Here is a 22,768-nt window from a genome sequence, read left to right as displayed (position 1 = left end):
CGCCGTCGCGCGGGGAACGGGTCGGTTTGCTGGGGCGGCGCGCGCAGCGTGCGGCCGCCCCGAAGGAATGGGGCTCGGCTAAGCCAGACATCGAGACTGCGATTCACTCGTCGGACGGGTCGCGGAAGGCGGTCGCCCGGACATCGGCGGCCGGGCGGCCGCTAGAGCGCTATCGTCCTCGCCGAGGCAGCCCTTGGCAACTCGGCATTCGGACCTCGGTCCGATCCCCGCCCGTCGATCATTCGTCCGACCAGCGGGAATCCCTCCGGATCGGATGTTCGGGCGGAATTTCCACCAGCACCACCGGCACACCGTCCGGGTCGCGAATCCACATTTCGATCAAGCCCCATGGCTCCTGTTTCGGCGCCCTGTCGATCGGGATTCCCTTCAGTGCCAGCTCGACGGCGGCGGAGTCGACATCGCGCACCTGCAACCAGATACCGCCGTCGAAGGCCGTCGACGCGCCCGTTCCGCCGTGCGCCGCGACCTCCACCAGCGACTGTCCAGCGAAGAAAACGGTTCCGCCCGGGTATTCCCTGGCGATCGCGAGACCGAGTCCGTCGCGATAGAACTCGAGCGTTTTCGCGTAGTCCGCCGGCCGCAGAATCACTCGGCTGCTGAGGATCTCCATGGGGCCAGTCCCTTCGTCAGAAGTACCAAGGGTAGGGCGACCAGTCCGGCTTGCGCTTCTCCAGGAACGCGTCGCGGCCTTCCACCGCTTCGTCGGTCATGTACGCCATCCGGGTGGCTTCGCCCGCGAACAGCTGCTGGCCGACCAAGCCGTCGTCGAGCAGATTGAACGCGTACTTCAGCATGCGCTGGGCCTGTGGGGATTTGCCGTTGATGTCGGCGGTCCACTCCAGCGCGACGTCTTCCAGCTCGGCGTGGTCGACGACCTTGTTGACCGCGCCCATCTGATGCATTTCCTCGGCGGTGTACGGGCGGCCGAGGAAGAAGATCTCGCGGGCGAACTTCTGGCCGACCATCTTTGCCAGGTAAGCGCTGCCGTAGCCGCCGTCGAAACTGCCGACATCGGCGTCGGTCTGCTTGAACCTGGCGTGCTCGCGACTGGCCAGCGTCAGGTCGCAGACCACGTGCAAGCTGTGCCCTCCGCCCGCGGCCCAGCCGTTGACCAGCGCGATGACGACCTTGGGCATGAAGCGGATGAGGCGCTGGACCTCGAGGATGTGCAGCCTGCCCGCCCGCGCTTGGTCGACGGTGTCGGCGGTCTCGCCGTCGGCGTACTGGTAACCGCTACGGCCGCGAATGCGCTGGTCACCGCCGGAGCAGAAGGCCCAGCCGCCGTCCTTGGGGCTCGGTCCGTTGCCGGTGATCAGGACCGCGCCGACATCGGAAGTCATTCGCGCGTGGTCGAGCGCCCGGTAGAGCTCGTCGACCGTATGCGGCCGAAACGCGTTGCGCACCTCGGGCCGATCGAACGCCACCCGCACCGTGCCCTGCTCGATATGCCGGTGATAGGTGATGTCGGTCAGATTCTCGAATCCGGGGACCGGTCGCCACAGCTTGGGATTGAACGTCACGCTTGTGATTATTGCCCGCGGCGAAAGATCCGGTGCCAGCGACTTCCGTGCATTTCGCCACCGTGGACTTGACGGTGTAAAACTACGCGTTACCGTGCAGGTATGAGCGAGCGAGTGAAACCTGTTCCAGATTCCGCCGCGGAGGCGCCCGCCGAATCGGATGCGCCGCGTTCCCCGGGGACGGCGATCCGCCCGCGCATCGATCGCAGCGCGGTGGACGAAAGCCGGTACGAAACGCACGGCGGATTCCCGAAGGTTTCCCGCGCCCGGATCGGTTCGAATTTCGGGCCTTTCGTGGAAGCCATGCGCACGCTGCAGGATCTGGCGGTCTCGGTCGACGCGCCCGACGAGGTGTTCGGCGCGGCGTTGGCGCAGGCACGCGAGCTCATCGAGTTGCTGGAGCCGCATCGCGCGCCGGAATTGCAGGGCCCGGCCGGGCGTGCGGTGGAACTGCCAGGGCGCGGCAGCCTGTTGCTGTTGCCATGGCGGGTGCTCTCGGCCGGACCGGACGGCATCACCATGACGGGCGAGTTTCGCCGTTTTCATCTCGGCGGCAACGGCGCGGCGCACGGTGGCGTGCTTCCGCTGCTGTTCGACGACCTGCTCGGCATGATCGTGCACTACGCGGGAAGACCGATCAGCCGGACCGCCTATCTGCACGTGAATTACCGCAAGATCACTCCGCTGGAACGGACGCTGACAGTATCGGGACGCGTCGACCGCGTCGAAGGCCGCAAAACCTTCATCACCGCCGAATTGCGCGATGAGCAGGGCGATTTGCTTGCGGATTGCGAAGGGTTGATGGTGCAGTTGCTGCCGTGGCAGCCGTGAGCGGAACTAGCCCGTGTGACCGCGCGCACCAGTGCGTATAGTGGCGTGCGCTCGTTCATCGACATCTATTTCGGAGGAACCTGAAAGTGGTTGCAGCACTGTCTGAATCCCTGCTCGACGACACGAAGCGCTCGGCCTTCCTTGCCGATGCCAAGGAGGTTCTGGACGCCGAGGTGTCGGATAAGGGCGGGGCGTCCGGCCTTGCGGTCAAGGGCGGCTACGCTGCGGTGAAGAAGATCAGCCCGTCCATCGTGCCGGACGCGCTGGAGTCCTTGGCGCCCAAGCTGGTCGAGCAGCTGGAGCCGTTCTGGCAGGAGTACCAGGCCGCGGGTTCGGGCCAGTTCGCCGACCTGCTCGTGTCCAAGTCCGACGAGGTCGCCGAAGCGCTCCTCTCGGTGACCGACGCCCGCGCCGACGCCTCCAGCCGCCCCGCGCTGCAGAAGGTGTACTCCTCGATGCGCTCCTCGGCCAAGAAGAACGTCATCGAGGCCCTCCCGCGCCTCGGCGACCTGGTGCAGCGCCACGCGAACTGATCGCACGCAGCAGACGCACGCCGAGCCCCGGCCGCCCGAGCTCGGCGTGCGACTGTGCTCATCGCGCGGTCACCGCGCATCCAGGTTCGATCCCCTCTGCGAACCCGCGCGCGCCAGCGCGCCAAAGACACTGTGACCAGGGTGACGGAGACGGCGCGGACACTGTCTGAGAGGCTGGAGCCGTGAACCCGTCTACCGCTCAGGCTCGAGTAGTCGTCGACGAACTTGTGCGCGGGGGTGTCCGCGATGTGGTGTTGTGTCCCGGTTCGCGGAACGCTCCGCTGGCCTTCGCGCTCCAGGCCGCCGACGCGGCCGGTCGGTTGCGGCTGCACATGCGCATCGACGAGAGGGCCGCGGGTTTTCTCGCCATCGGTCTGGCGATCGCAGGCAACAATCCGGTTCCTGTGGTGATGACCTCGGGTACCGCGGTGGCGAATCTCGGCCCTGCGGTGCTGGAGGCGAACTACGCGCGGATTCCGTTGATCGTGCTGAGCGCCAATCGGCCCTACGAGATGCTCGGAACCGGCGCCAATCAGACCGTCGAGCAGCTGGGTCTGTTCGGTAGCCAGGTGCGCGCCACCATCAGTCTCGGGCTGGCCGAGGTCGATCACAGTGGCAACGGAAGCGGCCCGTACGGACAGCAGAACAGCGTGTGGCGCTCGGCGGTGTGCCGGGTGCTCGCCGCGGCCCGCGGCACGCGATCGGGCAACGCGGGCCCGGTGCATTTCGACATTCCGCTGCGCGAGCCGCTGGTGCCGGACCCCGTGGCGGCCGCCGGTCCCGAAGGACGCGCAGGCGGGCAGCCGTGGACGGCGACGCAGTACGCGACGCTGGATGTGCCGCTCGACATCGATCTGACCCCGGACACCGTGGTGATCTCCGGGCACGGCGCGGGTCTGCGCCCCGAGTTGGCCGAGCTGCCGACCGTCGCGGAGCCGACCGCGCCCATGCACGGCCCGGCGCTGCACCCGCTCGCCCTGCCGTTGCTGAAGCCGAAGCAGGCCATCATCACCGGTCGCCCGACCTTGCACCGGCAGGTGTCGAAGGTGCTGGCCGATCCGTCCGTCACCGTCTTCGCGTTGACCACCGGCCCGCGCTGGCCCGATGTGTCGGGCAACGTCGTCGGCACCGGCACCCGCGCGATCACCGCGGGAGCGCCGCGCGCGGAGTGGCTCGCGCACTGCCGCGAAGTGAGCGACAACGCCGAGCAGGTGGTGCGCGCCACGCTCGCCGGGCACCCGAAGCCGACCGGCCTGCACGTGGCGGCGGTCGTCATGGACGCACTGCGCGAGGGCGATCAGCTACTGCTCGGCGCATCCAATCCGGTGCGCGACGCGGCCCTGGTCTCGCATCCGCGGCCCGGCATCAAGGTGCTGTCGAACCGCGGTGTGGCGGGCATCGACGGAACTGTGTCGACGGCCGTCGGCGCGGCGTTGGCGCACGGCGGACGCACCGTCGCGCTGATCGGCGATCTGACCTTCCTGCACGACGCCTCGGGCCTGCTGATCGGGCCTGGCGAGCCGCGGCCGGTCGACCTGACGATCGTGGTCGCCAACGACGACGGCGGCGGCATCTTCGAGCTGCTCGAACAGGGCGACCCGCAGTACGCGGGCGTCTTCGAGCGCGTCTTCGGCACGCCGCACGGCATGGATCTGGCCGCGCTGTGCGCCGCGTACCGCATCCCGCACCGGCAGGTGGATTCCCAGCAGCTGGCGGCCGAACTGGCCGGGCACGCGCACGGTCTGCGGGTGCTCGAGGTGGCCACGGAGCGGTCGAGCCTGCGCGAGCTGCACGCCGCGGTGCGGGCCAGGATCGCGACCTAGGCTATTCGGCGTCGCGGTCCTCGTCGTCGATCGGCACGGGAATGGACTGCTCGATGATGTCGGCTTCGTTCGCCTGCCAGACGTCGCGATCGACGGCGTCGCGCGTCGCGCGTTCGACGCCGGTTTCCGCGGCGGCCCGGTCGTCGGTGTCGGCGTCGTCCGTCTGATAGGCGGGCGTGGACTGTTCCACGCGATCGGCCTCCGGGGCGTCGTCCAATGTGCGCGGCGTGCTGCGATCGATCATCGTGTGCTCCTCTCCGCTGGTGCTCTCCCGCAGCGGGTATACCCATTCGAGGAAGCGGACAAAAGTCCAACAGTGTCGAGAATGCTCCGACAGCGAGTTTCCGGCAACCGTCCGCGCCAGATGTCTTCATTCCCCCTCGACGGCCGCGCCGCCGTTCACCGGATGTTCGACCAGCGCCAGCGTGCGCCCGGCCATGAACCGCGCCGTGCGGACGGCGACCCCGGTCCGCGTCACCTCGCTTACTTCGACCACTCCGCGCGCGATGCGCACCTCGACCCGCCGCCCCGCACGGGTCGCGGCGATTTCGTAACTGCGAGAGCCGTCGCCGACGTCGACGACGATCTCCACTCGATCACCCTTCATCCACCAATTCTCCTCTTTTCCAGCACTTTTCGCGGTTACGAGTTGATCGCGGAGGCGTTCGCGGGCCCGTTTCGGCGGCGCAGGATCGCGGCGGGACCGATGAATTCCGCGGCCCCGCACGGTCTCAACTCACGCAGACAACTCGCATCCGGCAGGAGACCCGATGACATCCACGTTCGATTTCGAGCCCGCCGCCACCGCATTGGAGACCGTGGTCGCGGGCATCTCCGACGACCAGCTCGACGCCGCGACGCCGTGCGTGGGCAGCACCGTCGCCGCGCTGCTCGACCACGTGCTCGCGCTGACCGAGGCGTTCCGGCAGGCGGCGACCAAGGAATCCGTCGGCCGCAGCGTCCCGCCCGCCGTCGCGCGGGACTCGAAACTGCCCGAGGACTGGCGTACCCGAATCGCGGCCCAGCTGAAGGAGTTGGTCGCCGCGTGGCGGGAACCGGGCGCGTGGGAAGGCGAGACCGAGGCGGGCGGCGTCCGGGAAGCCGCGATCGTGATGGCCGTGATCGCGCTGGACGAGATCGTCGTGCACGGCTGGGACCTGGCTCGCGCCACCGGCCAGCCGTTCACCTGCGCCGACTCCGACGCCGCGATCTTGTTCGAATTCCTCCGCGAAACGCCGTCGACCGGCACGCCCGGACTCTTCGGTCCGGTTGTCGAGGTCCCCGCCGACGCGTCCGCCCTCGATCGCGTGATCGGCCTGACCGGTCGCGCCCCTAGATGGTCCGCCTAGGCCGCGTTCCGGAAGTCCGGTCGCACCCAGCGGCGCTGTCAGTCGGTGTCGGCGGACGGCCTCGTGACGAACGTGCCCGCGGCGACGGCGTCCATGGCGGCTCGAACGGCGGTGTCGGCGACGGCCTCGTCGATGGGGTCGCCGCTGGCCAGCAGGCGGTAGTAGAGCGGAGCGGAGACCGCGGAGAGGACCGCGCGCGGATCGGTGCTCTCGGGCGCCTCGCCGCGCGCGATCGCGTCCTCGACGCACGGCGCCCATTCGGTGAGGCGGACGTCGTAGAAGCGCCGCAGCGCCGCCGAGGTGACCGGGTCGCCGGTGGCCGCGGCGATCACGGCCTGGAAGAGGCGGCTCTGGCGCGGGTCGGTCAGCGTCTCGGCGACCAGGCGCGCGTTGGCGGTGAGATCGCCGCGCAGCGAACCGGTGTCGGCGCGCGGCAGCGACTGCTCGGCCATGTCGTCGAGCAGATCGGCGACGAGCCCGGCCGGGGTGCCCCAGCGGCGGTAGACGGTGGTCTTGCCGACGCCCGACGCCGCGGCGATCTCCGCCAGATCCAGTGTCGCGAAACCGCGTTCGGCGAGCAGGTCGCCCGCGGTGCGCAGGACGGCCTCGCGTATGCGCGCGGTGCGCCCACCTGGGCGAACCGAGCCGGGAGCGGGGTCTTCGGAGGTCATAACGGGACTCCAGTTCCATTTGTGCCGAACGGCGTGTACCGTTCGAAGACGTTAACGGAACTATAGACCCTTTAGGAGGGCGGTCCTGTGAATCTTCGGACTGTGGACACGCAGATGGAGTACCGGCGGCTGGGCGCATCGGGTCTGCTCGTCCCGGCGCTGAGCTTCGGCGCGGGCACCTTCGGCGGTCGCGGCGAACTGTTCGGCGCGTGGGGCGACACCGATGCGGAGCAGGCGCGGCGGCTGATCGATATCAGCCTGGACGCGGGCGTCACGATGTTCGACACGGCCGACGTCTACTCCGACGGCGCCTCGGAGGAAGTCCTGGGCGCGGCCATCAAGGGCAGGCGGGAGCGGCTGCTGCTGTCCACCAAGGCGGGTCTGCCGACCGGGCCGGGACCCAGCGACGCGGGTTCGGGCCGCGCCCGGCTGATCGGCGCGGTCGAAGGCTCGCTGCGCCGCCTCGGCGTCGACCACATCGACCTGTTCCAGCTGCACGCCTTCGACGCGCACACCCCGGTCGAGGAGACGCTCGCCGCACTCGACGACCTGGTGCGCGCGGGCAAGATCCGCTACCTCGGGGCCTCCAACTTCGCGGGCTGGCAGCTGATGAAATCCCTTGCCGCCGCAGATCGCAACGGACTGACCCGCTACGTCGCGCACCAGGTGTACTACTCGCTGGTCGGCCGCGACTACGAGTGGGAGCTGATGCCGCTCGGCCGGGACCAAGGCGTCGGCGCGGTGGTCTGGAGCCCGCTCGGCTGGGGCAGGCTCACCGGCAAGATCCGGCGCGGCCAACCACTTCCGGCGGGCAGCAGGCTGCACCGGACCGCCGAGGCCGGTCCGCCCGTCGACGACGAGCTGCTCTACGACGTGGTCGACGTGCTGGACGAGATCGCCGCCGAGACCGGCAGGACCGTCCCGCAGATCGCGCTCAACTGGCTGCTCACGCGCCCCACCGTGGCGACGGTCATCGTCGGCGCGCGCAACGAGGAACAGTTGCGTCAGAACCTCGGCGCCGTCGGCTGGCGCCTGGACCCGGAGCAGATCGCCCGCCTGGACAAGGCAGGCGCCGTCACCCCGCCGTACCCCTACTACCCGTACTACCGCCTGCCGGACTTCACCCGGCTCAATCCGCCTGTGGTGTAGCGGGATTCGGCCCGCCTCTGGGCGGGCCGCTCCGCGGTGGCTCAGTACACGTCGCGCACGTAACGCTTTTCGGCGACGAGCTGCTTGCGGAACGCCAGCGCGCCGTCCTCGTCCAGCTTGCCGTGGATACGGGCGATGGCGAGCAGCGTGTCGTCGACGTCCTTGGCCATGCGCGCCGCATCGCCGCACACGTAGAAGTGGGCGCCGTCGCGCAGCCACGACCACAACTCGGCGCCGTGCTCGATCATCCGGTGCTGCACGTAGATCCGCTCCCGCTGGTCGCGGGAGAACGCCAGGTCGAGACGGGTCAGGAAACCGGTGCGGAACATGTCCTCCAGCTCCGCGCGGTAGTAGAAGTTCTGCGCCGCGTGCTGTTCGCCGAAGAACAGCCAGTTGCGGCCCGTCGCGCCCAGCGCCCTGCGCTCGTGCAGGAAGCCGCGGAACGGGGCGATGCCGGTGCCGGGTCCCACCATGATCATCGGCGCCGTCGGGTCGAGCGGCGGCCGGAAATGCGGTGCGCGCTGCAGGAAGATCGGCACGGTGGCGTCGGCGGACTCGTCCGACACCCGGTCGGCGAGGAAGGTGGAGCACACTCCGCCGCGCCGGGCGGTCGGGCCGGAGGGCTCGCCGTAGCGCACCACGCCGACCGTCAGCTGCACCTCGTCCGGGCTGACCAGCGGACTCGACGAGATCGAATACTGGCGCGGCTGGAGCTTTTTCAGCGCGCCGAGCCATTCCACCAGATCGGCGCGCACCGGGAAGTCGCGCAGCACGTCGACGCCCTGGCGATCCCACAGATAGCTGTCCAGCTCGTTGCGGTTGTCCCTGCGCAGCAGCTTGGCGAGCTGGTTGCTCGGGTTGCGTTCGCCGATGAAGCCGAGCAGGTCGTGGCTGACCTTGGTGATGTCGTACCGGGTGCGCAGCGCTTCGGTCAGCGGCATCTCCAGGTCGTCCACCTCGATGACGCGCCTGCCGTCCAGGCCCGTGGCGGTGAGCCACTCCTCGACCAGCGACGGACAGTTCGACGGCCACACGCCGAGCGAATCGCCCACCTCGTAGCCCGCGTCCAGGCCGCGCAGATCGAAACCGAACTGGCGCACCTCTTTCGGCGATCCGGCGCGCGAGAGCTGTTCGTTGCGCACGAGCGGTGCGGCCACCGGCGCGTTGCGGGTGAACCGGGCGGGCGCGGCGCGCAGGGAACGTGCCGGAGCCGGGGCATCGGGCCTGGTGAGCACCATGGTGCCGCCGGAACTCGCGGCGCGCACCGGTGGGCGCAGGCCTGAACCACCCGAGGGAGCCGGACCGTCACGGTCGTCGGGGCCGCCGTCGTTCCCGCCGCCGCCGTTGTCGTTCCCGCCGCCGAACGCGCCGAGCACCGCGTCGAGCCAGCGCGCCGCGGGCTCGTCGTAGTCGGGTTCGCAATCCACCCGGGGCAGCAGCCGGGTCGCGCCGCGTTCGGCCAGCTTCTCGTCCAGCTTGCGGCCGTGCCCGCAGAAGTCGTCGTAGGAGGAGTCGCCGAGCGCGAGAACGGCGTAGCGCAGGCCGGTCAGCCGGGTCGCGCTGTCGGTGAGCCTGGCCCAGAAGTCCACGCCGTTGTCCGGCGGACCGCCGTCGCCGAAGGTGCTGCTGATGAACAGGGCGTCGCCGGTGAGCGCGCCGAGATCGTAGGAATCCATCTCGAAAAGCCGCGGCGTGAAGCCGGATTCGGCCAGGCGCTCGGCCGCCGCCGCGGCGAACTCCTCGGCGTTGCCGGTCTGCGAGGCCCACAGCACCGTGACCGGCCGCTGCTCCGCCGGGGGAGCCGGGACCTCGGACGACAGCGCGCCGCGCGAGTACATGCCCGCGAGCAGTCCGTCGATCCAGAGCCTGCTGCGGGTGGACAGCGGCGCGGTCTCCGGCAGCACCGGCTGACCGACCACCGGCAGCGAGTGCAGCGCGGCCAGATACCCGCTGAGGTAGATCTGTTCGGTGTCGGTGAGCGTCGGCGCGACCCCGCTGTCCAGCCCGAGCATCACCGCGAGCGGATGCGCGCCCGCCTGCGACGCGGAAACCCCTTCGGCGACCGGAGTCTCGGCCTGCTTCATCGGCGCGACGCGGCGCAGCGAGACGGCGCACTGCTTGAACTCGGGTTGCAGCGAGGCCGGGTCGACGGCGTCGTTGGTGACGGCGTTGATGGTCAGGTACTCACCCTGTTCGTCGTTCCAATGGAATGGCGCGAAGCAGTCGCCTGGGCGCACCCGGTCGCTGATCTGCACCGGCAGCACGGCTCGGCCACGGCGGGAAGCGATTTCGAGCTGGTCACCAGCGCCGACGCCGAGCCGCTCGGCGTCCTCCGGATGCACCTCGAGGAACGGCTGCCCGGTCAGCTTGGTGAGCTTGGCGATCTTGCCGGTCTTGGTCATGGTGTGCCACTGGTGTTGCAGGCGACCGGTGTTCAGCACGAACGGGTAGTCGTCGTCGGGCATTTCCTCCGGCGGCAGGTGCGGGCGCGGCCAGAACATCGCGCGGCGGCTCGCGGTGGCGAAGGCCAGACGCGGGCGGTGGCCCTCGTCGTCGACGAAAAGATCCTGGCTGACGCCGTCGTTCAAGTAGCGGATCGGGTTGCGGTGCTTGCCGGGTTCGGCGCACGGCCACTGCATCGGGCCATCGCGCAGCGCGTCGAAGCTCATGCCGCGCAGGTCGTAGCCGGTCGCCGGATTGGCGAAGCCCTGGATCTCGGCGAAAACCTCAGCGCTGGAAGCGTATTCGAAGCCGGGGAAGCCCATGGCCGTGGCCACCTGCGCGATCAGCAGCCAGTCCGGCCGCGCGTCGCCGACCGGGTCGACCGAGCGCTGCAACAGGGTGACATTGCGTTCGGAGTTCACCATCACCGCGTCGGCCTCGGCCCAGAGCGTGGCGGGCAGCAACAGGTCGGCGTAGGAGTTGGTGGCGGTGTCGGTGTAGGCGTCTTGTGCGATCACCAGCTCGGCGGCTTCGAGGCCCGCGATCACCGTCTTTCGGTTGGCCACGGAGGCAACCGGATTGGTGCAGATGATCCACGCCGCCTTGATCTCGCCCTCGGCCATGCCGCGGAACATCTCGATGGTGCCCGGCCCCGCCTCGGTGCGAATGGTGCCGGGGTGCACGCCCCATGCCGTCTCCACGAAGGTGCGGTCGGCGGGCGAGAGCAGTGAGCGCTGACCGGGCAGGCCGGGGCCCATGTAGCCCATCTCGCGTCCGCCCATGGCGTTGGGCTGGCCGGTCAGCGAGAAGGGCCCGCTGCCGGGACGGCAGATGGCGCCGGTGGCCAGGTGCAGGTTGCAGATCGCGTTGGTGTTCCAGGTGCCGTGGGTGGACTGGTTGAGTCCCATCGTCCACAGCGTCATCCACTCGCCTGCCTCGGCGATCCAGCGCGCCGCGGTGCGGATGTCCTGTTCGGCGAGGCCGGTGATCTCGGCGACTTCGGCGGGCGGATAGTCGGTGAGGAAGTCGGGCATGGCGTCCCAGCCCTCGGTGTGCTCGGCGATGAATTCCTTGTCGATGTCGCCGTTGGCGACGAGCAGGTGCAGCAGGCCGTTGAGCAGCGCGAGGTCGGTGCCGGGGCGCAGCTGGAGGTACAGGTCGGCGCGCGCGGCGGTGTCGGTGCGGCGCGGGTCGGCGACGATCAGCTTGGCGCCCGTCTTCAGCCGGTCGGCCATGCGCAGGTAGAGGATCGGATGGCAGTCGGCCATGTTCGCGCCGATGACGAAGAACAGGTCGGCGTGCTCGAAATCGTCGTAGGAGCCGGGCGGCCCGTCGGCGCCGAGCGACTGTTTGTAGCCGGTGCCCGCGCTGGCCATGCACAGTCGCGAGTTGGCCTCGATGTGCACGGTCCGCAGGTAGCCCTTGGCCAGTTTGGTGGCCAAGTACTGCGCTTCCAGCGACATCTGCCCGGAGACGTACAGCGCGATGGCGTCGGGCCCGTGCTCGTCCAGGATCGCGCGCAGCCGATCGGCCGCCTCGCGCACCGCGGCGTCCACGGCGATCGGCGTCGGCTCCTGCCCGCGCTCGGGACGCCGATAGGCGGTGGCCATTCGGCCGGGCGTCCGCATCAGCTCCGCGTGGGTGGCGCCCTTGGTGCAGAGCCTGCCCGCGTTCGCGGGATGCAGCTTGTCGCCGCTGACCTTGGCGATCACCGGCGCCCCTTCGGCGCCCGGCTTGGTCTCGACCGTGATGCCGCAACCCACGCCGCAGTACGAGCACGCCGTTCTGGCGGTGCCCGGCGCGGGGCTGCTGGCTGCGTCCGACATGCCACCGATCATGCGGAACGCCGATTGCGCCGGATTTACCGGACGTTATCGCCAGGTGACAATTCTCCTCACAGCCAACAATCGCGGCTGTGAGCTGTGTCGTCGGTCACGTCGCCGCAGCTCAGCGCGGTTGCTCCGATGTTTCGGCCGTGAGCCGTTCGGTCTCGGCGCGGTGGACGGCGAGTGCGGTGCCGAGGAAGTCGAGGATGAGGTCGAGCTGGTCGGCGTCGTAGCGGCGCAGCGCCTGGGCTCCCGCGATGCCGACGGGTACGAAGATGTCGGCCGCGGCGGCGCGTGCGGCGTCGGTGGCCTCGACGAGCACCCGGCGGCGGCTGGCCGGGTCTTGATTGCGGGTGACGAATCCCGCGCGTTGCAGCCGATCGATGACCGTTGTGGTGGCGCCGGGGCTGAGTTTCAGCTCGGCGCTCAGTTCGCCCGCGGGCAGCGGTCCGCGTCCGAGCACGATGTCCAGGCAGCGCAGATCCGTGCGGTTGAGGCCGAGCCGGGCGGCGGCGGCCTCGTCGAAGGTGTCGAAGCTGCGCTGGAGCAGTCGCAGCTGTTCGCCGACCGCGTCGATCCTCTCATCTTTCGACATTCGAACCTTTCTGTTATCTTATTGTTCGACAGTCAAAATATTAGCACGGAGCAACGCACCATGAACCACACTCTCGATCGCACCGGCGACGACACCCTGATCCGCGACCTGTTCCAGCGCTTCATGCGGGCGTGGACCGACAACGACGCGGCCGCCTTCGGCGCGCTGTTCACCGAGGACTCCGACTACGTCTCCTACGACGGCACCCGCGCCATCGGACGCGCGGAGCATCAGCGCAACCACGACCAGTTGTTCCGCGGCGTGCTCGCGGACTCGGCACTGGTGGGTGACCTCGAATCGATCCGCTACATCACGCCCGACGTCGCCGTCCTGTACGGCACCGCGTCGGTGCTGATGCCGTGGCGTTCCCGGCTGCCGAAGCGCAGGCTCTCCCGGCAGACCGTCGTCGTGGCGCGCACCCCCGACGGCTGGCGCATCGCCGCCATCCACAACGGACGCGTCCGCCCGGTCACGGTTCCCGCCCCGGAATCCTTCCCCTCGCGGATGTCGCATCTGATGACTCGCGTCGCCCGCCGCCTCGGCCTCGGTCGCCGCCCGGCGGTGGCCTGAAAGCCCCCAGGCCGTGGCCTGAAAGCCCCAGCGCGGCCGGTTCGACGCGGCCGCCCTGGGGAAGATCCGGCGCTCAGCCCAGTTTGTAACCCCGGTGCAGTGCGACGACACCGCCGGTGAGGTTGCGCCACTTGACCGACGACCATCCCGCCTTGGCGATCCGCATGGCCAGCTGCCGCTGGTTCGGCCAGGCCCGAATCGATTCCGCCAGATACACGTACGCGTCGGGGTTGCTGCTGACCGCCCGCGCCACCTGCGGCAGCGCCTTCATCAGGTACTCCATGTACACGGTGCGGAACACCGGCACGATCGGCGTCGAGAACTCGGCGACCACCAGCCGCCCGCCCGGCTTGGTGACGCGCAGCATCTCGCGCAGCGCCAGATCGGGATCGGCGATATTGCGCAGACCGTAGGAGATGGTCACCGCGTCGAAGGAATCGTCGGCGAAGGGCAGCGCCATGGCATCGCCCGCGACCATCGGCACACCGCGGAACCGTCCCGCCGCGAGCATGCCCTTGGAGAAGTCGGCCGCCACGCACCAGGCGCCGGACTTGCCGAATTCCAAGGTGGAGACGCCGGTGCCCGCCGCCAAGTCCAGCACCCGCTCGCCCGGCCGGAGCCCGAGCGCCTTGCGGGTCGCCCAGCGCCAGTAGCGGTCCTGGCCGGCGGAAATGACGGTGTTGGTGAGGTCGTACCGCTTCGCGACCCCGTCGAACATCGACGCGACCTCGCTCGGCCGCTTGTCCAGTGAGGCTCGACCTGCATGCGTATTCGCCACGTCAACGACCTTAAGGGACTGCCCTTTACGGACCCGCGTGTGACCGCTCACAGAGCCGATATTCGCCCGTCGGGCGCCGGGCTCACGCCGTATTCGACAGGCGGAAGTCCTGGCCGGTGACGTCGGTGTAGTGCGCCATCAACTCGTCACAAATGGCAGGCCAGGTTCGGTGCAGTACGGACTTGCGGGCGGCGCTGGCGAAACGGGCGCGCAGTGCCGGGTCGCGCAACGCGGCCACGGCGCTGGGTAGCAGTTCGGTGAAGCGGTCGACCGGAAGCAGATAGCCGTTGCGGCAGTGCGCGATGAGGTCGCGCGGACCGCCCGCGTCGGGCCCGATGACCGGGACGCCGGAGGCGAGCGCCTCCTGCACGCCCTGGCAGAAGGTCTCGTGCTCGCCCGCGTGCACCATCACATCCAGGCTCGCGTACGCCTGCGCGAGTTCGTCGCCGCCCAGTTCGCCGGTGAAGACCGCGCCGGGCATGAGCCGGGCCAGCCGGTCGCGTTCCGGGCCGTCGCCGACGATCACCAGCTGAATGCCGGGGTCGTCGGCCAGTACGGCCAGTCGCTCGACGTGCTTCTCCGGGGCCAGCCGACCCACGAATCCGACCAGCAGCCGCTCGTGTCCGCCCAGCCAGCGTTCGCGCAGGTCCGCGCGGTGGGCCGAGGGGGTGAACCGGCCGATGTCCACGCCGCGGCCCCACCGGTGCACGCGCGGGATGCCGTGCCTGACCAGGTCTTCCGCGGCCGCGCGCGACGGCGCCAGCGTGCGGGTGGCGCCCTCGTGGATGCGCTTGGTCCAGACCCATGCCGCGCGGCTGGCCAGTCCGAGTCCGTAGCTCTTGGCGAAGCCGGCCACATCGGTCTGATACACCGCGACCGTCGGCAGATCCAGTCGCAGGGCCGCACCGAGCCCGCCCGCGCCGAGCAGGAAGGGGGAGGCCAGATGCACCACGTCGGCGTCGAATTCGGCGATCGCGGCGGTGATACCCGGCTGCGGCAACCCGACCGGCAGCGAGCTGACCTTGGGCACCATCACCGCGGGCACCCGGTGTACCGGGAAACGACCGTGCGTCCATGCGGCGGCGGGCAGGCCGCGCGGTGTGTCGGGTGCGATCACCAGCGCCTCGTGTCCGTGCTTGTCCAGATGATCGAGCACCCGGAGCACCGAGTTGACGACGCCGTTCATGTTCGGCAGGAAGGACTCCGAAACGATGGCTACGCGCACCACCTCAGCGTGACCCGCGCAGCGCGCGCCGCAGCCACGCGGACATGAAGGGCGCGGAAAGTTCCGGCGAACTCCTCGCGCTGTCGCAGACAGTCCCCAGCGCGTCAGATGTGCAGCGCCCGCAGCTGCGGGTCGGCCAGCCGCTCCTCGGTCGCGATCGCACCCAGCGCCGTACGCAGCGTATTCACCGCATCCGCGCCGAGTTCGCGCACGAGGCGCTGCTCCCGGTTCCGGTGGAAGCGCCGCGCGGCGGCGAGTGCGGCGTTGCCGCGTTCGGTGAGGTAGAGGAGTTTGGCGCGGCCGTCGGCCGGATCGGGGCGGCGTTCCACGTACCCGCGCTGCTGCATGTCGTCGACGATCTGTGCGGCGCCCTGCTTGCTGATCGCGAGCCGTTCGGCCAGCTCGCTGACGTTCATCGGCCGTTTCGTCAGGCAGCGGAACACATAGCCGTCGGAACGGCCCGTGTCGTCGAAACCCTGCTCCGCCAAGGACGCTCGCAGTTCGACGACGAACTGCTCCCAGGCGAGGCCGAGCAGGATGCCGAGATCCGGGTCTTGCGGTGTGGATGCCATCCCGTCATGATAGACAAGCCAACTTGATCAAGTTGGCTTGTCTATCTTTTCGTGGGAGTTTCCATGCATGTCATCAAGGCCGCCGAAGCGCAGCGCTTCGAGCTTCCCGGCATCGAGTTCAGCGCCATGGCGGCGCCGAGCCGCGGCTCGGCGGACATCTGTACTTGGCGTCTCACCGTCGCGCCGCACCGCGACAGCGACGACGCGCACGTCCTGGACCGCGACGAGATCTTCCTGGTGCTCTCCGGAGTACTGGAGGTCAGCGGTCAGCGGCTCGCCGTGGGCGATGTCGCCATCGTGCCCGCGGGCGAGCCGATCTCGGTCGCCAACCCGTCCGGCGAACCGGCCGTGGCGCACGTCGCGATCGCCGCCGGATTCCAGGCCACCATGGCCGACGGCAGCAAGCTCAGCCCGCCGTGGGCGCAGTGACCCGCTGCTCGGGCTCGCGCCTGCCCGCGCGGACGATCAACCACAGCGCGGGCAGGGCCAGCGCCCACACCACCACGATCACCGAGAGGGCGGGCTGGATCGCGACCCGGACGTCACGACCCGCCACCCGGACCAGATCGGGATCGCTGCGGCTGTACTCGACGTTGATGCGCTCGCCCGCGGTCAGGTTGGTCGGATACAGCACGCCGACCTTCGGATTGTGCGTCTCGCCGTCGGGCGTGACGTAGATGACCGCCGAGCGCAGCCTGCCCGCCGAGAGCACCTCGCCGGTGGTCACCCCGCGGTCGGAACTGATCAGATAGTCGTTGCGCCAGGCCGCGAGCACCAGCAGCACCATGAGCACACTGACAACAGCCGCGGCGGTGAGTACGCCGATTCTCGCCCGCCGCAGGCGGACGGTCCGCCTTACGGACTGGGTGGTTTCCGACACCGCAACAGGCTACCGATGGACTCGGCTAGCGTGTGCGCCCATGTCCCGAAAATTCAGCTTCACCGTGCCTTACACCGTTCCGGTCGAAGATCTTCACCGGGCACTCACCACCGACGACGTCTGGCGCTCCCGCTTCGCGGGGGCCGAGACCGCGACACTCGAGCTGTCGCATCCGGGCGGCGCGGGCACCATCCGCATTCACATGACCGAAAAGGCTCGTCAGGACAAGATTCCCGGGATCGTACGCAAAGTACTCAAGAACGAACTGGTGCTCTCGCGCACCGACGACTGGCAGGCGTTGGACGGCGAGATCGCCAAGGGCGTCTTCCAGGCCGACACCGCGGGTATCACCACCCGGATGTCGGGCTCCTACGAACTGCGCCCGACCGCCGAAGGCAGCGAGATCGAGGTCGTCGGCTCCGTCGAGGTGAAGGTGACGCTGGTCGGCGGGGCCATCGAGCCGCTGGCCGAGCAGCTGTTCCACCGCGTGCTCAACAGCGAGCGCAAGTTCTTCGAGGAGTGGTTCGGCGCGCAGGCGACCGCCTGACCTATTCCGTCGAGTCGGGCGCCCCGGCGCGGGGCGCCCGACGTCGTCCGCCCGTCACTGCTCGGTGAAGTTCCGCGGATCGAACTCCTTGTTCTCCACCAGCACCAGCCAGTTGCCCGAGTTGTCCCGGATGATCGCCTCGGTGCCGTACGGACGCTCGGCAGGCGGTTGGATGAACTCGACACCCTTGGCGGTGAGCTCCTCGAAGGTCTTCTGACAGTTCTCCGTCCGCAGACCCAACGCGCCGTGCGTGCCGTTGGCCAGTGCGCGCCGGACCGCCTCGGCCATGTTCTCGTCGAGCGGCGGGCCGGGGATCATCAGCGTGACCTCCAGTTCCCGGTGATCCGGGTGCGCGACGGTCACCCAGCGGAAGCCGTTCTCGCCCATGGTGACGTCGCCGGTCTCCACGAACCCGAGCTTGTCGATGTACCACCGCTTGGCCTCGTCCTGATCGGTGACATAGACGGTGACCAGGGAAATGTTCGTAATCGTCGTCATGCTCCCAGGCTATGAGCGTTGTCGACGCTTCGGCTTCTCCGAAATTGCGGTGTCGTCAGGGACGCTTGCGGTCGGACAGGCCGTGCATGAAGACGTAGCAGCCGGGAATGCGCGGTGCGCCGTCCGCGAATTTCGCCTGATACTCCGACGGCGTGACGCCGACCAGCTGACGGAACTTGGAGCTGAACGAGCCGAGACTGGTGTAGCCGACCATCATGCAGACCTCGGTGACCGTCAGGTTGGTGGCGCGCAGCAGATCCTGGGCGCGCTCGATGCGGCGCTCGGCCAGGTACGCGGCCGGCGTCACGCCGTACACCGCGGCGAAGGCGCGCAAGAAGTGATATTTGGAAACGCCCGCGGCGGCGGCCAATTCGTCGAGATTCAGCGGGTCGGCGTAGTGCCGATCCGCGAGGTCACGCGCCTTGCGCAGGTGCGGGAGCAGGTAGAGCGCGGGCAATCCGCGGGGTTCGCCCATGTGCCCGCGCTCAGGTGAAGGGCGGCAGGTCGTCGTAGCGCATGGATGCCCGGCCCGCCAGACGCCAGGCGCGCGCGGTCATGTCCAGATCCTCGTCGGTGACGAGATTGCCCATCACGCGGACCGCGGTGCGCTGCAAATACTTCGAACGCATCACCGGCGGGCCGCCCGTTGGCACCATGCGCGGATGGGTGGCCAGGCCCGCGATCCGGCGCGCCACCGAGAAGGTGCGGCCGTAGCGGGCGCGCAGCAGATCCGGCCAGAGCCCGGTGAAATCGGGCGCGTCCAGCAGATCGGCGAGCATGTGCCCGCCCTCCAAGCCGTAGTCGATGCCCTCGCCGTTGAGCGGGTTCACGCAGCCTGCGGCGTCGCCGACCAGCACCCAGTTGCGGCCTGCCACGTTCGACACCGCGCCGCCCATCGGCAGCAGCGCCGAAGCCACCGCGCGCAGCTCGCCCTCGAACTGCCACTCCTGATAACGCTGCGAGGTGTAGTGGCGCAGCAGCGGTTTCAGCGCGATGTGGGAGGGCCGCTTCTCGGTGGCCAGCGAGCCGACGCCGATGTTGACCTCGCCGTTGCCCAGCGGGAACACCCAGCCGTAACCGGGCACCAACTGGCCGTCGGCATCGCGCAATTCGAGGTGCGAGGTGATCCACTGGTCGTCGCTGCGGCCGGACTTGATGTAGGCGCGCGCCGCGGTGCCGTAGGCGAAACGGCGATGCCAGGTGCGGCCCAGCAGTTTCCCGATGGGGGAGCGCACGCCGTCGGCGACGATCAGGATGTCGCAGGCGATCTCGCGCGCGCCCTCCGCCGTCTGCACCGTCACACCGGCGACCCGGTCGCCCGCCCTGGTGACATCCACCACTTTCGTGCCGTCCAGCATCCTTACACCGGACTTCACCGCCGTCTCGCGCAGCTTGTCGTCGAGTTCGGTTCGCGCGACAGCGCTTCCGTAGCTCGGAAACGAGCCGCCGGGCCAGGTGAGCAGGGCTTCCCTACCGAAGCCGGTCATGCGAAGGCCGTGGTGGACGGTGTGCGCGCGCAGCCACTCGCCGAGCCCGAGGTGTTCCAGCTCTTTGGTTGCCCGCGGTGTCAAGCCGTCGCCGCAGGTCTTGTCCCTGGGGAAGACCGCGGCGTCGGTGAGCAGTACGTCGCGGCCCGCGCGCGCGGCCCAGGCGGCCGCGGCGGAACCGGCCGGACCAGCGCCGACGACCAGGACCTCGGCGCGATCGGGCAGCGGGTTCTCCGCGCGGTCGTCGGCTGTGACATCCGGTGCACCCATGCGCTCAATACTTGCAGGACAGCCGGATCGGTGTCGACGCCGGACCACTCGCCGGGCGGCGTATCCGGCCGAGCCGCCGTGTGGAAAAGTGTCTGATACACCGCATAGTGACGGTGTTCATGGGCCACGCGGGTCGGACACGCTAGGTTCTCTACCGTGGGGTCGGACGCGGCGCTGGGAGATGAGATGAGCACATCGGCTGTTAGTGATGAGAGCACGGTGGTCGCCGGGGTCGAACTCGGTGACCCCGAGCTCGCGGCGAGCGTGCGCAACGGCCTGGAAGAGGTCGAGAAACTCCTGATCGCCGAGCTCTCCGACGGCGAGGACTTCCTCCAGGACGCCGCACTACATCTGGCACGGGCGGGCGGCAAGCGGTTCCGGCCGCTGTTCACCATCCTCACGGGTCAGCTCGGTCCGCGCCCGACCGATCCCGATCTGATCACCGCGGGCACCGTGGTCGAACTCGTGCACCTGGCGACGCTGTACCACGACGACGTGATGGACGAGGCTCCGATGCGCCGCGGCGCGCCGAGCGTGAACTCGCGCTGGGGCAACAACGTCGCGATCCTGGCGGGCGACTACCTGTTCGCGCACGCGTCCAGGCTCACCTCGACGCTCGGCCCCGACGCGGTCCGCATCATCGCCGAGACCTTCGCCGAACTGGTCACCGGCCAGATGCGCGAGACCGTCGGCGCGCGCGAATCGCAGGACCCGGTCGAGCACTACCTGCGGGTCGTGTGGGAGAAGACCGGCTCGCTGATCGCCGCGGCCGGACGCTTCGGCGGCACCTTCTCCGGCGCGGGCCCCGAGCACATCGAGCGGCTGGCCCGGCTCGGCGACGCGGTCGGCACCGCCTTCCAGATCTCCGACGACATCATCGACATCTCCTCGGCTTCCGAGCAATCCGGCAAGACCCCTGGCACCGACCTGCGCGAAGGCGTGCACACCCTGCCGGTGCTGTACGCGCTGCGCGACGAAGGCGCCGAGGGCGACCGGCTGCGCACGCTGCTGGCGCGTCCGCTGGAGACCGACGACGAGGTCGACGAGGCGCTGGCGCTGCTCGCCCGCTCGCGCGGCATGGTGCTCGCCAAGGAGAAGTTGCAGGGCTACGCCGACCTGGCGCACGCCGAGCTGTCCGCGCTGCCCGCCGGCCCGGCCAACGACGCGCTCGAACAGCTCGTCCGCTACACCATCGAACGCGTCGGGTGAATGGACGCGCCGTCGCGGCGCCTCCGACTCGTTCAGGAACTTTGGCCCCGGCGCCGATCGTTGATCAGGCGTAACGCACTCGACGGACGGGGGAGTGGGCAAGGAGACGTATGCACGGGCACGGGTATGCGAACGGGTTCAAGACTTTCGGTCTGATGGTCGGGCTCTCGGCCATCATCGTGTTCGCCGGGGCTATGTTCCGCAGCCCGACGATCCTGGTCATTTCCATCCTGCTGGCCGTAGGCATGAACGCCTGGGCCTACTTCAACAGCGACAAGCTCGCGCTGAAGGCGATGCACGCGCAGCCGGTCAGTGAGCTGGAAGCGCCGGTCATCTACCGGATCGTGCGGGAACTGGCGACGGCGGCGCGGCAGCCGATGCCGCGGCTCTACATCAGTCCGACCAACGCGCCGAACGCCTTCGCCACCGGCCGCAACCCGCGGCACGCCGCGGTCTGCTGTACCAGCGGCATCCTGCAGATCCTCGACGAGCGCGAACTGCGCGCGGTGCTCGGTCACGAGCTCTCGCACGTCTACAACCGCGACATCCTCATCTCGTCCATCGCGGGCGCGCTGGCCGCGGTCATCTCCGGCCTGGCCAACCTGGCCTTCTTCGCGTCGGCCTTCGGCGGCCGCGGCAACGGCGGCCCCAACATCCTCGGTGTGTTGTTGGTCTCGCTGCTCGGCCCGATCGCGGCCACCCTGATCAAGCTCGCCGTCTCCCGTTCCCGTGAGTACCAGGCCGATCAGTCCGGCGCCGAACTCACCGGCGACCCGCTGGCGCTCGCCTCGGCCCTGCGGAAACTGGAACGCGGCGTACAGGCCGCTCCGCTGCCCCCTGAGCCGCAGTTGACGGCCCAGTCGCACCTGATGATCGCCAACCCGTTCCGTGCCGGTGAGCGGGCCGCGCGGTGGTTCTCCACGCACCCGCCGATGGCCGATCGGATAGCCCGGCTCGAGGAGATGGCGGGCGGTCCGCGCAACTACTGAGCGAGCGAGCCCGCCGGCCGGATGACTGGCGGGCTCGGTTCGTATCGCGCCGAGTCGGCGTTGGGCTGTGTGGCAACGAAAGGCGTTGCGGCGCAACCGCTATCGGTAGTTGACGAACTGAAGCGCGATCTCGAAATCCTCGCCCTTCAGCAGTGCGATCACGGCCTGCAGATCGTCGCGCTTCTTGCTGCTCACCCGTAGCTCGTCGCCCTGAATCTGCGCCTTCACGCCCTTCGGGCCCTCGTCGCGGATCTTCTTCGAGATCTTCTTCGCCTTCTCGGCATCGATGCCCTGCACCAGACTGCCGGTGATCTTGTAGGTCTTGCCGGACGCCACCGGCTCGCCCGCGTCGAACGCCTTCAGCGAGATGTCCCGCCGGATCAGCTTCTCCTTGAACACCTCGAGCGCGGCCTTCACGCGCTCCTCGGCCTCCGCCGTCAGCACGATCTTGTCCTCGCCGGACCACTCGATCTTCGCGCCGGTGCCACGGAAGTCGTAGCGGGTGTTCAGCTCCTTCTCCGCCTGATGCAGAGCGTTGTCGACCTCCTGCCGGTCGACCTTGCTGACGACATCGAAAGACGAATCGGCCACACTGCGCTCCTGTTCCTGACGGTCCGACGGGCTCACGTACACCGGGTGCAACCGGCATCGTAGTTCTACCCGGAAGACCGACCGTAGTCTCGCCGCAGGGCCGTTGGCCAGCCGGTTTGCATTACACACCGGGGTTCGTTGTATTCTGCTCTGCGCGCCGAGAAAGCGCACGTAAGGCAGGTTGCCCGAGCGGCCAATGGGAGCAGACTGTAAATCTGTCGGTGAAAGCCTACGTAGGTTCGAATCCTACACCTGCCACTCCGCTCACAAGCGAGCCTCACATGCAGAAAGCGCATGTGGGGCTCGCTTCGTATTTCCTTGTGGGGGTGCAACCCCCACGCCCCGCCCGGCGGGGGTTCGCCCCCCCGAACCCCCTTTCAGTGGTTTTGGTT

At 69.0% G+C, this 22,768-nt stretch carries 25 protein-coding genes and 1 tRNA gene; 11 read left to right on the top strand and 15 right to left on the bottom strand.

Features of this window, described 5'->3' with window-relative positions; all coding sequences use genetic code 11:
- Window positions 1-238: 238 nt before the first annotated feature.
- Both AC3EO7_RS32835 and AC3EO7_RS32830 read right to left on the bottom strand, forming a co-directional pair.
- A complete protein-coding gene (locus AC3EO7_RS32835) occupies window positions 239-631 on the bottom strand; it encodes a VOC family protein (RefSeq protein WP_435593332.1) in 393 nt (130 codons plus the stop codon).
- 16 nt (window positions 632-647) lie between these two features.
- On the bottom strand, window positions 648-1,541 hold the full coding sequence (locus tag AC3EO7_RS32830; protein ID WP_431966849.1) for a 1,4-dihydroxy-2-naphthoyl-CoA synthase: 894 nt from the start codon (window positions 1,539-1,541) through the stop codon (window positions 648-650).
- 186 nt (window positions 1,542-1,727) lie between these two features.
- On the opposite strand from AC3EO7_RS32830, the gene AC3EO7_RS32825 reads away from it, so the two are divergent.
- From AC3EO7_RS32825 to menD, 3 genes are all read left to right on the top strand, one after another.
- Window positions 1,728-2,372 carry a PaaI family thioesterase gene (locus tag AC3EO7_RS32825; protein ID WP_431967410.1) on the top strand — a complete coding sequence of 215 codons (645 nt, stop codon included), beginning with the start codon at window positions 1,728-1,730 and terminating at the stop codon, window positions 2,370-2,372.
- Between the two features lie 86 nt (window positions 2,373-2,458).
- On the top strand, window positions 2,459-2,905 hold the full coding sequence (locus tag AC3EO7_RS32820) for a DUF6918 family protein (RefSeq protein ID WP_431966847.1): 447 nt from the start codon (window positions 2,459-2,461) through the stop codon (window positions 2,903-2,905).
- 182 nt (window positions 2,906-3,087) lie between these two features.
- A complete protein-coding gene (gene menD / locus AC3EO7_RS32815; RefSeq protein WP_431966845.1) occupies window positions 3,088-4,728 on the top strand; it encodes a 2-succinyl-5-enolpyruvyl-6-hydroxy-3-cyclohexene-1-carboxylic-acid synthase in 1,641 nt (546 codons plus the stop codon).
- A gap of 1 nt (window position 4,729) precedes the next feature.
- Here menD and AC3EO7_RS32810 read toward each other — a convergent pair whose 3' ends face one another.
- Both AC3EO7_RS32810 and AC3EO7_RS32805 read right to left on the bottom strand, forming a co-directional pair.
- Window positions 4,730-4,972 carry a hypothetical protein gene (locus tag AC3EO7_RS32810; RefSeq protein ID WP_435593331.1) on the bottom strand — a complete coding sequence of 81 codons (243 nt, stop codon included), beginning with the start codon at window positions 4,970-4,972 and terminating at the stop codon, window positions 4,730-4,732.
- Window positions 4,973-5,098: 126 nt separating this feature from the next.
- Complete coding sequence (locus AC3EO7_RS32805) at window positions 5,099-5,335, bottom strand: hypothetical protein (RefSeq protein ID WP_067791385.1); 237 nt, start codon at window positions 5,333-5,335, stop codon at window positions 5,099-5,101.
- A gap of 163 nt (window positions 5,336-5,498) precedes the next feature.
- On the opposite strand from AC3EO7_RS32805, the gene AC3EO7_RS32800 reads away from it, so the two are divergent.
- On the top strand, window positions 5,499-6,077 hold the full coding sequence (locus tag AC3EO7_RS32800) for a TIGR03086 family metal-binding protein (protein WP_435593330.1): 579 nt from the start codon (window positions 5,499-5,501) through the stop codon (window positions 6,075-6,077).
- A 38-nt stretch (window positions 6,078-6,115) separates the two neighbouring features.
- Here AC3EO7_RS32800 and AC3EO7_RS32795 read toward each other — a convergent pair whose 3' ends face one another.
- A complete protein-coding gene (locus tag AC3EO7_RS32795) occupies window positions 6,116-6,748 on the bottom strand; it encodes a TetR/AcrR family transcriptional regulator (RefSeq protein WP_431966839.1) in 633 nt (210 codons plus the stop codon).
- A gap of 114 nt (window positions 6,749-6,862) precedes the next feature.
- Here AC3EO7_RS32795 and AC3EO7_RS32790 point away from each other — a divergent pair, with 114 nt between their 5' ends.
- The gene (locus tag AC3EO7_RS32790) at window positions 6,863-7,897 is read left to right on the top strand and encodes an aldo/keto reductase (protein WP_435593355.1); all 1,035 of its coding nucleotides are present in this window, start codon (window positions 6,863-6,865) and stop codon (window positions 7,895-7,897) included.
- 41 nt (window positions 7,898-7,938) lie between these two features.
- On the opposite strand, the gene AC3EO7_RS32785 is transcribed toward AC3EO7_RS32790, so the two are convergent.
- Window positions 7,939-12,165, bottom strand: coding sequence for a bifunctional nitrate reductase/sulfite reductase flavoprotein subunit alpha (locus tag AC3EO7_RS32785; protein WP_435593329.1), 4,227 nt, complete (start codon window positions 12,163-12,165; stop codon window positions 7,939-7,941).
- A 121-nt stretch (window positions 12,166-12,286) separates the two neighbouring features.
- Complete coding sequence (locus AC3EO7_RS32780; protein ID WP_431966835.1) at window positions 12,287-12,760, bottom strand: MarR family winged helix-turn-helix transcriptional regulator; 474 nt, start codon at window positions 12,758-12,760, stop codon at window positions 12,287-12,289.
- A 60-nt stretch (window positions 12,761-12,820) separates the two neighbouring features.
- Here AC3EO7_RS32780 and AC3EO7_RS32775 point away from each other — a divergent pair, with 60 nt between their 5' ends.
- Window positions 12,821-13,330: an SgcJ/EcaC family oxidoreductase gene (locus AC3EO7_RS32775; protein ID WP_435593328.1), complete on the top strand. Its 510-nt coding sequence runs from the start codon at window positions 12,821-12,823 to the stop codon at window positions 13,328-13,330.
- 73 nt (window positions 13,331-13,403) lie between these two features.
- On the opposite strand, the gene AC3EO7_RS32770 is transcribed toward AC3EO7_RS32775, so the two are convergent.
- The 3 genes from AC3EO7_RS32770 to AC3EO7_RS32760 all read right to left on the bottom strand — a co-directional run bounded on the left by AC3EO7_RS32770 (window position 13,404) and on the right by AC3EO7_RS32760 (window position 15,905).
- Window positions 13,404-14,108 carry a demethylmenaquinone methyltransferase gene (locus AC3EO7_RS32770; protein ID WP_435593327.1) on the bottom strand — a complete coding sequence of 235 codons (705 nt, stop codon included), beginning with the start codon at window positions 14,106-14,108 and terminating at the stop codon, window positions 13,404-13,406.
- 82 nt (window positions 14,109-14,190) lie between these two features.
- Window positions 14,191-15,333 (bottom strand): glycosyltransferase family 4 protein, encoded by a 1,143-nt coding sequence (locus AC3EO7_RS32765; RefSeq protein ID WP_435593326.1) that lies wholly within the window; start codon window positions 15,331-15,333, stop codon window positions 14,191-14,193.
- 104 nt (window positions 15,334-15,437) lie between these two features.
- On the bottom strand, window positions 15,438-15,905 hold the full coding sequence (locus AC3EO7_RS32760) for a MarR family winged helix-turn-helix transcriptional regulator (RefSeq protein WP_431966827.1): 468 nt from the start codon (window positions 15,903-15,905) through the stop codon (window positions 15,438-15,440).
- A gap of 63 nt (window positions 15,906-15,968) precedes the next feature.
- On the opposite strand from AC3EO7_RS32760, the gene AC3EO7_RS32755 reads away from it, so the two are divergent.
- On the top strand, window positions 15,969-16,334 hold the full coding sequence (locus AC3EO7_RS32755) for a cupin domain-containing protein (RefSeq protein WP_431966825.1): 366 nt from the start codon (window positions 15,969-15,971) through the stop codon (window positions 16,332-16,334).
- Here AC3EO7_RS32755 and AC3EO7_RS32750 read toward each other — a convergent pair.
- Entirely contained in the window at window positions 16,312-16,785 is a 474-nt protein-coding gene (locus AC3EO7_RS32750) for a DUF3592 domain-containing protein (RefSeq protein WP_431966823.1), read from the bottom strand. The two genes, AC3EO7_RS32755 and AC3EO7_RS32750, sit on opposite strands and share 23 nt — an antisense overlap.
- A gap of 40 nt (window positions 16,786-16,825) precedes the next feature.
- Between AC3EO7_RS32750 and AC3EO7_RS32745 the strand changes: the two genes are divergently transcribed.
- The gene (locus tag AC3EO7_RS32745; RefSeq protein WP_431966821.1) at window positions 16,826-17,332 is read left to right on the top strand and encodes a DUF2505 domain-containing protein; all 507 of its coding nucleotides are present in this window, start codon (window positions 16,826-16,828) and stop codon (window positions 17,330-17,332) included.
- A 54-nt stretch (window positions 17,333-17,386) separates the two neighbouring features.
- Here the strand turns inward: AC3EO7_RS32745 and AC3EO7_RS32740 are convergent, their stop codons facing one another.
- From AC3EO7_RS32740 to AC3EO7_RS32730, 3 genes are read right to left on the bottom strand one after another with little or no spacing between them, the layout of a single operon-like run.
- Window positions 17,387-17,830, bottom strand: a complete 444-nt coding sequence (locus AC3EO7_RS32740; protein ID WP_431966819.1) for a VOC family protein — start codon at window positions 17,828-17,830, stop codon at window positions 17,387-17,389.
- A 55-nt stretch (window positions 17,831-17,885) separates the two neighbouring features.
- Entirely contained in the window at window positions 17,886-18,305 is a 420-nt protein-coding gene (locus AC3EO7_RS32735; RefSeq protein WP_431966817.1) for a helix-turn-helix transcriptional regulator, read from the bottom strand.
- 10 nt (window positions 18,306-18,315) lie between these two features.
- Window positions 18,316-19,587 (bottom strand): geranylgeranyl reductase family protein, encoded by a 1,272-nt coding sequence (locus AC3EO7_RS32730; RefSeq protein ID WP_435593325.1) that lies wholly within the window; start codon window positions 19,585-19,587, stop codon window positions 18,316-18,318.
- Between the two features lie 186 nt (window positions 19,588-19,773).
- Here AC3EO7_RS32730 and AC3EO7_RS32725 point away from each other — a divergent pair, with 186 nt between their 5' ends.
- A complete protein-coding gene (locus AC3EO7_RS32725) occupies window positions 19,774-20,796 on the top strand; it encodes a polyprenyl synthetase family protein (RefSeq protein ID WP_431966813.1) in 1,023 nt (340 codons plus the stop codon).
- Window positions 20,797-20,906: 110 nt separating this feature from the next.
- Window positions 20,907-21,785, top strand: a complete 879-nt coding sequence (gene htpX / locus AC3EO7_RS32720; protein WP_431966811.1) for a zinc metalloprotease HtpX — start codon at window positions 20,907-20,909, stop codon at window positions 21,783-21,785.
- A gap of 99 nt (window positions 21,786-21,884) precedes the next feature.
- On the opposite strand, the gene AC3EO7_RS32715 is transcribed toward htpX, so the two are convergent.
- Window positions 21,885-22,376 carry a YajQ family cyclic di-GMP-binding protein gene (locus tag AC3EO7_RS32715; protein ID WP_431966809.1) on the bottom strand — a complete coding sequence of 164 codons (492 nt, stop codon included), beginning with the start codon at window positions 22,374-22,376 and terminating at the stop codon, window positions 21,885-21,887.
- Window positions 22,377-22,551: 175 nt separating this feature from the next.
- On the opposite strand from AC3EO7_RS32715, the gene AC3EO7_RS32710 reads away from it, so the two are divergent.
- Window positions 22,552-22,634 (top strand) — tRNA-Tyr (locus AC3EO7_RS32710).
- The last annotated feature ends 134 nt before the right edge of the window (window positions 22,635-22,768 follow it).

It is taken from the genome of Nocardia sp. bgisy118 (assembly GCF_057708605.1).
The sequence above is the reverse complement of the archived record's forward strand: the minus strand, read 5'-3'. Positions and strand labels throughout refer to the sequence as shown.

Coding starts and splice junctions, on each gene's coding strand:
- AC3EO7_RS32730 (WP_435593325.1), bottom strand. CDS start 19,587: ATGGGTGCACCGGATGTCACAGCCGACGACCGCGCGGAGAACCCGCTG.
- AC3EO7_RS32745 (WP_431966821.1), top strand. CDS start 16,826: ATGTCCCGAAAATTCAGCTTCACCGTGCCTTACACCGTTCCGGTCGAA.
- htpX (WP_431966811.1), top strand. CDS start 20,907: ATGCACGGGCACGGGTATGCGAACGGGTTCAAGACTTTCGGTCTGATG.
- AC3EO7_RS32805 (WP_067791385.1), bottom strand. CDS start 5,335: ATGAAGGGTGATCGAGTGGAGATCGTCGTCGACGTCGGCGACGGCTCT.
- AC3EO7_RS32810 (WP_435593331.1), bottom strand. CDS start 4,972: ATGATCGATCGCAGCACGCCGCGCACATTGGACGACGCCCCGGAGGCC.
- AC3EO7_RS32835 (WP_435593332.1), bottom strand. CDS start 631: ATGGAGATCCTCAGCAGCCGAGTGATTCTGCGGCCGGCGGACTACGCG.
- AC3EO7_RS32760 (WP_431966827.1), bottom strand. CDS start 15,905: ATGGCATCCACACCGCAAGACCCGGATCTCGGCATCCTGCTCGGCCTC.
- AC3EO7_RS32740 (WP_431966819.1), bottom strand. CDS start 17,830: ATGACGACGATTACGAACATTTCCCTGGTCACCGTCTATGTCACCGAT.
- AC3EO7_RS32790 (WP_435593355.1), top strand. CDS start 6,863: ATGGAGTACCGGCGGCTGGGCGCATCGGGTCTGCTCGTCCCGGCGCTG.
- AC3EO7_RS32735 (WP_431966817.1), bottom strand. CDS start 18,305: ATGGGCGAACCCCGCGGATTGCCCGCGCTCTACCTGCTCCCGCACCTG.
- AC3EO7_RS32725 (WP_431966813.1), top strand. CDS start 19,774: ATGAGCACATCGGCTGTTAGTGATGAGAGCACGGTGGTCGCCGGGGTC.
- AC3EO7_RS32785 (WP_435593329.1), bottom strand. CDS start 12,165: ATGTCGGACGCAGCCAGCAGCCCCGCGCCGGGCACCGCCAGAACGGCG.
- AC3EO7_RS32800 (WP_435593330.1), top strand. CDS start 5,499: ATGACATCCACGTTCGATTTCGAGCCCGCCGCCACCGCATTGGAGACC.
- AC3EO7_RS32795 (WP_431966839.1), bottom strand. CDS start 6,748: ATGACCTCCGAAGACCCCGCTCCCGGCTCGGTTCGCCCAGGTGGGCGC.
- AC3EO7_RS32780 (WP_431966835.1), bottom strand. CDS start 12,760: ATGTCGAAAGATGAGAGGATCGACGCGGTCGGCGAACAGCTGCGACTG.
- AC3EO7_RS32755 (WP_431966825.1), top strand. CDS start 15,969: ATGCATGTCATCAAGGCCGCCGAAGCGCAGCGCTTCGAGCTTCCCGGC.
- AC3EO7_RS32775 (WP_435593328.1), top strand. CDS start 12,821: ATGAACCACACTCTCGATCGCACCGGCGACGACACCCTGATCCGCGAC.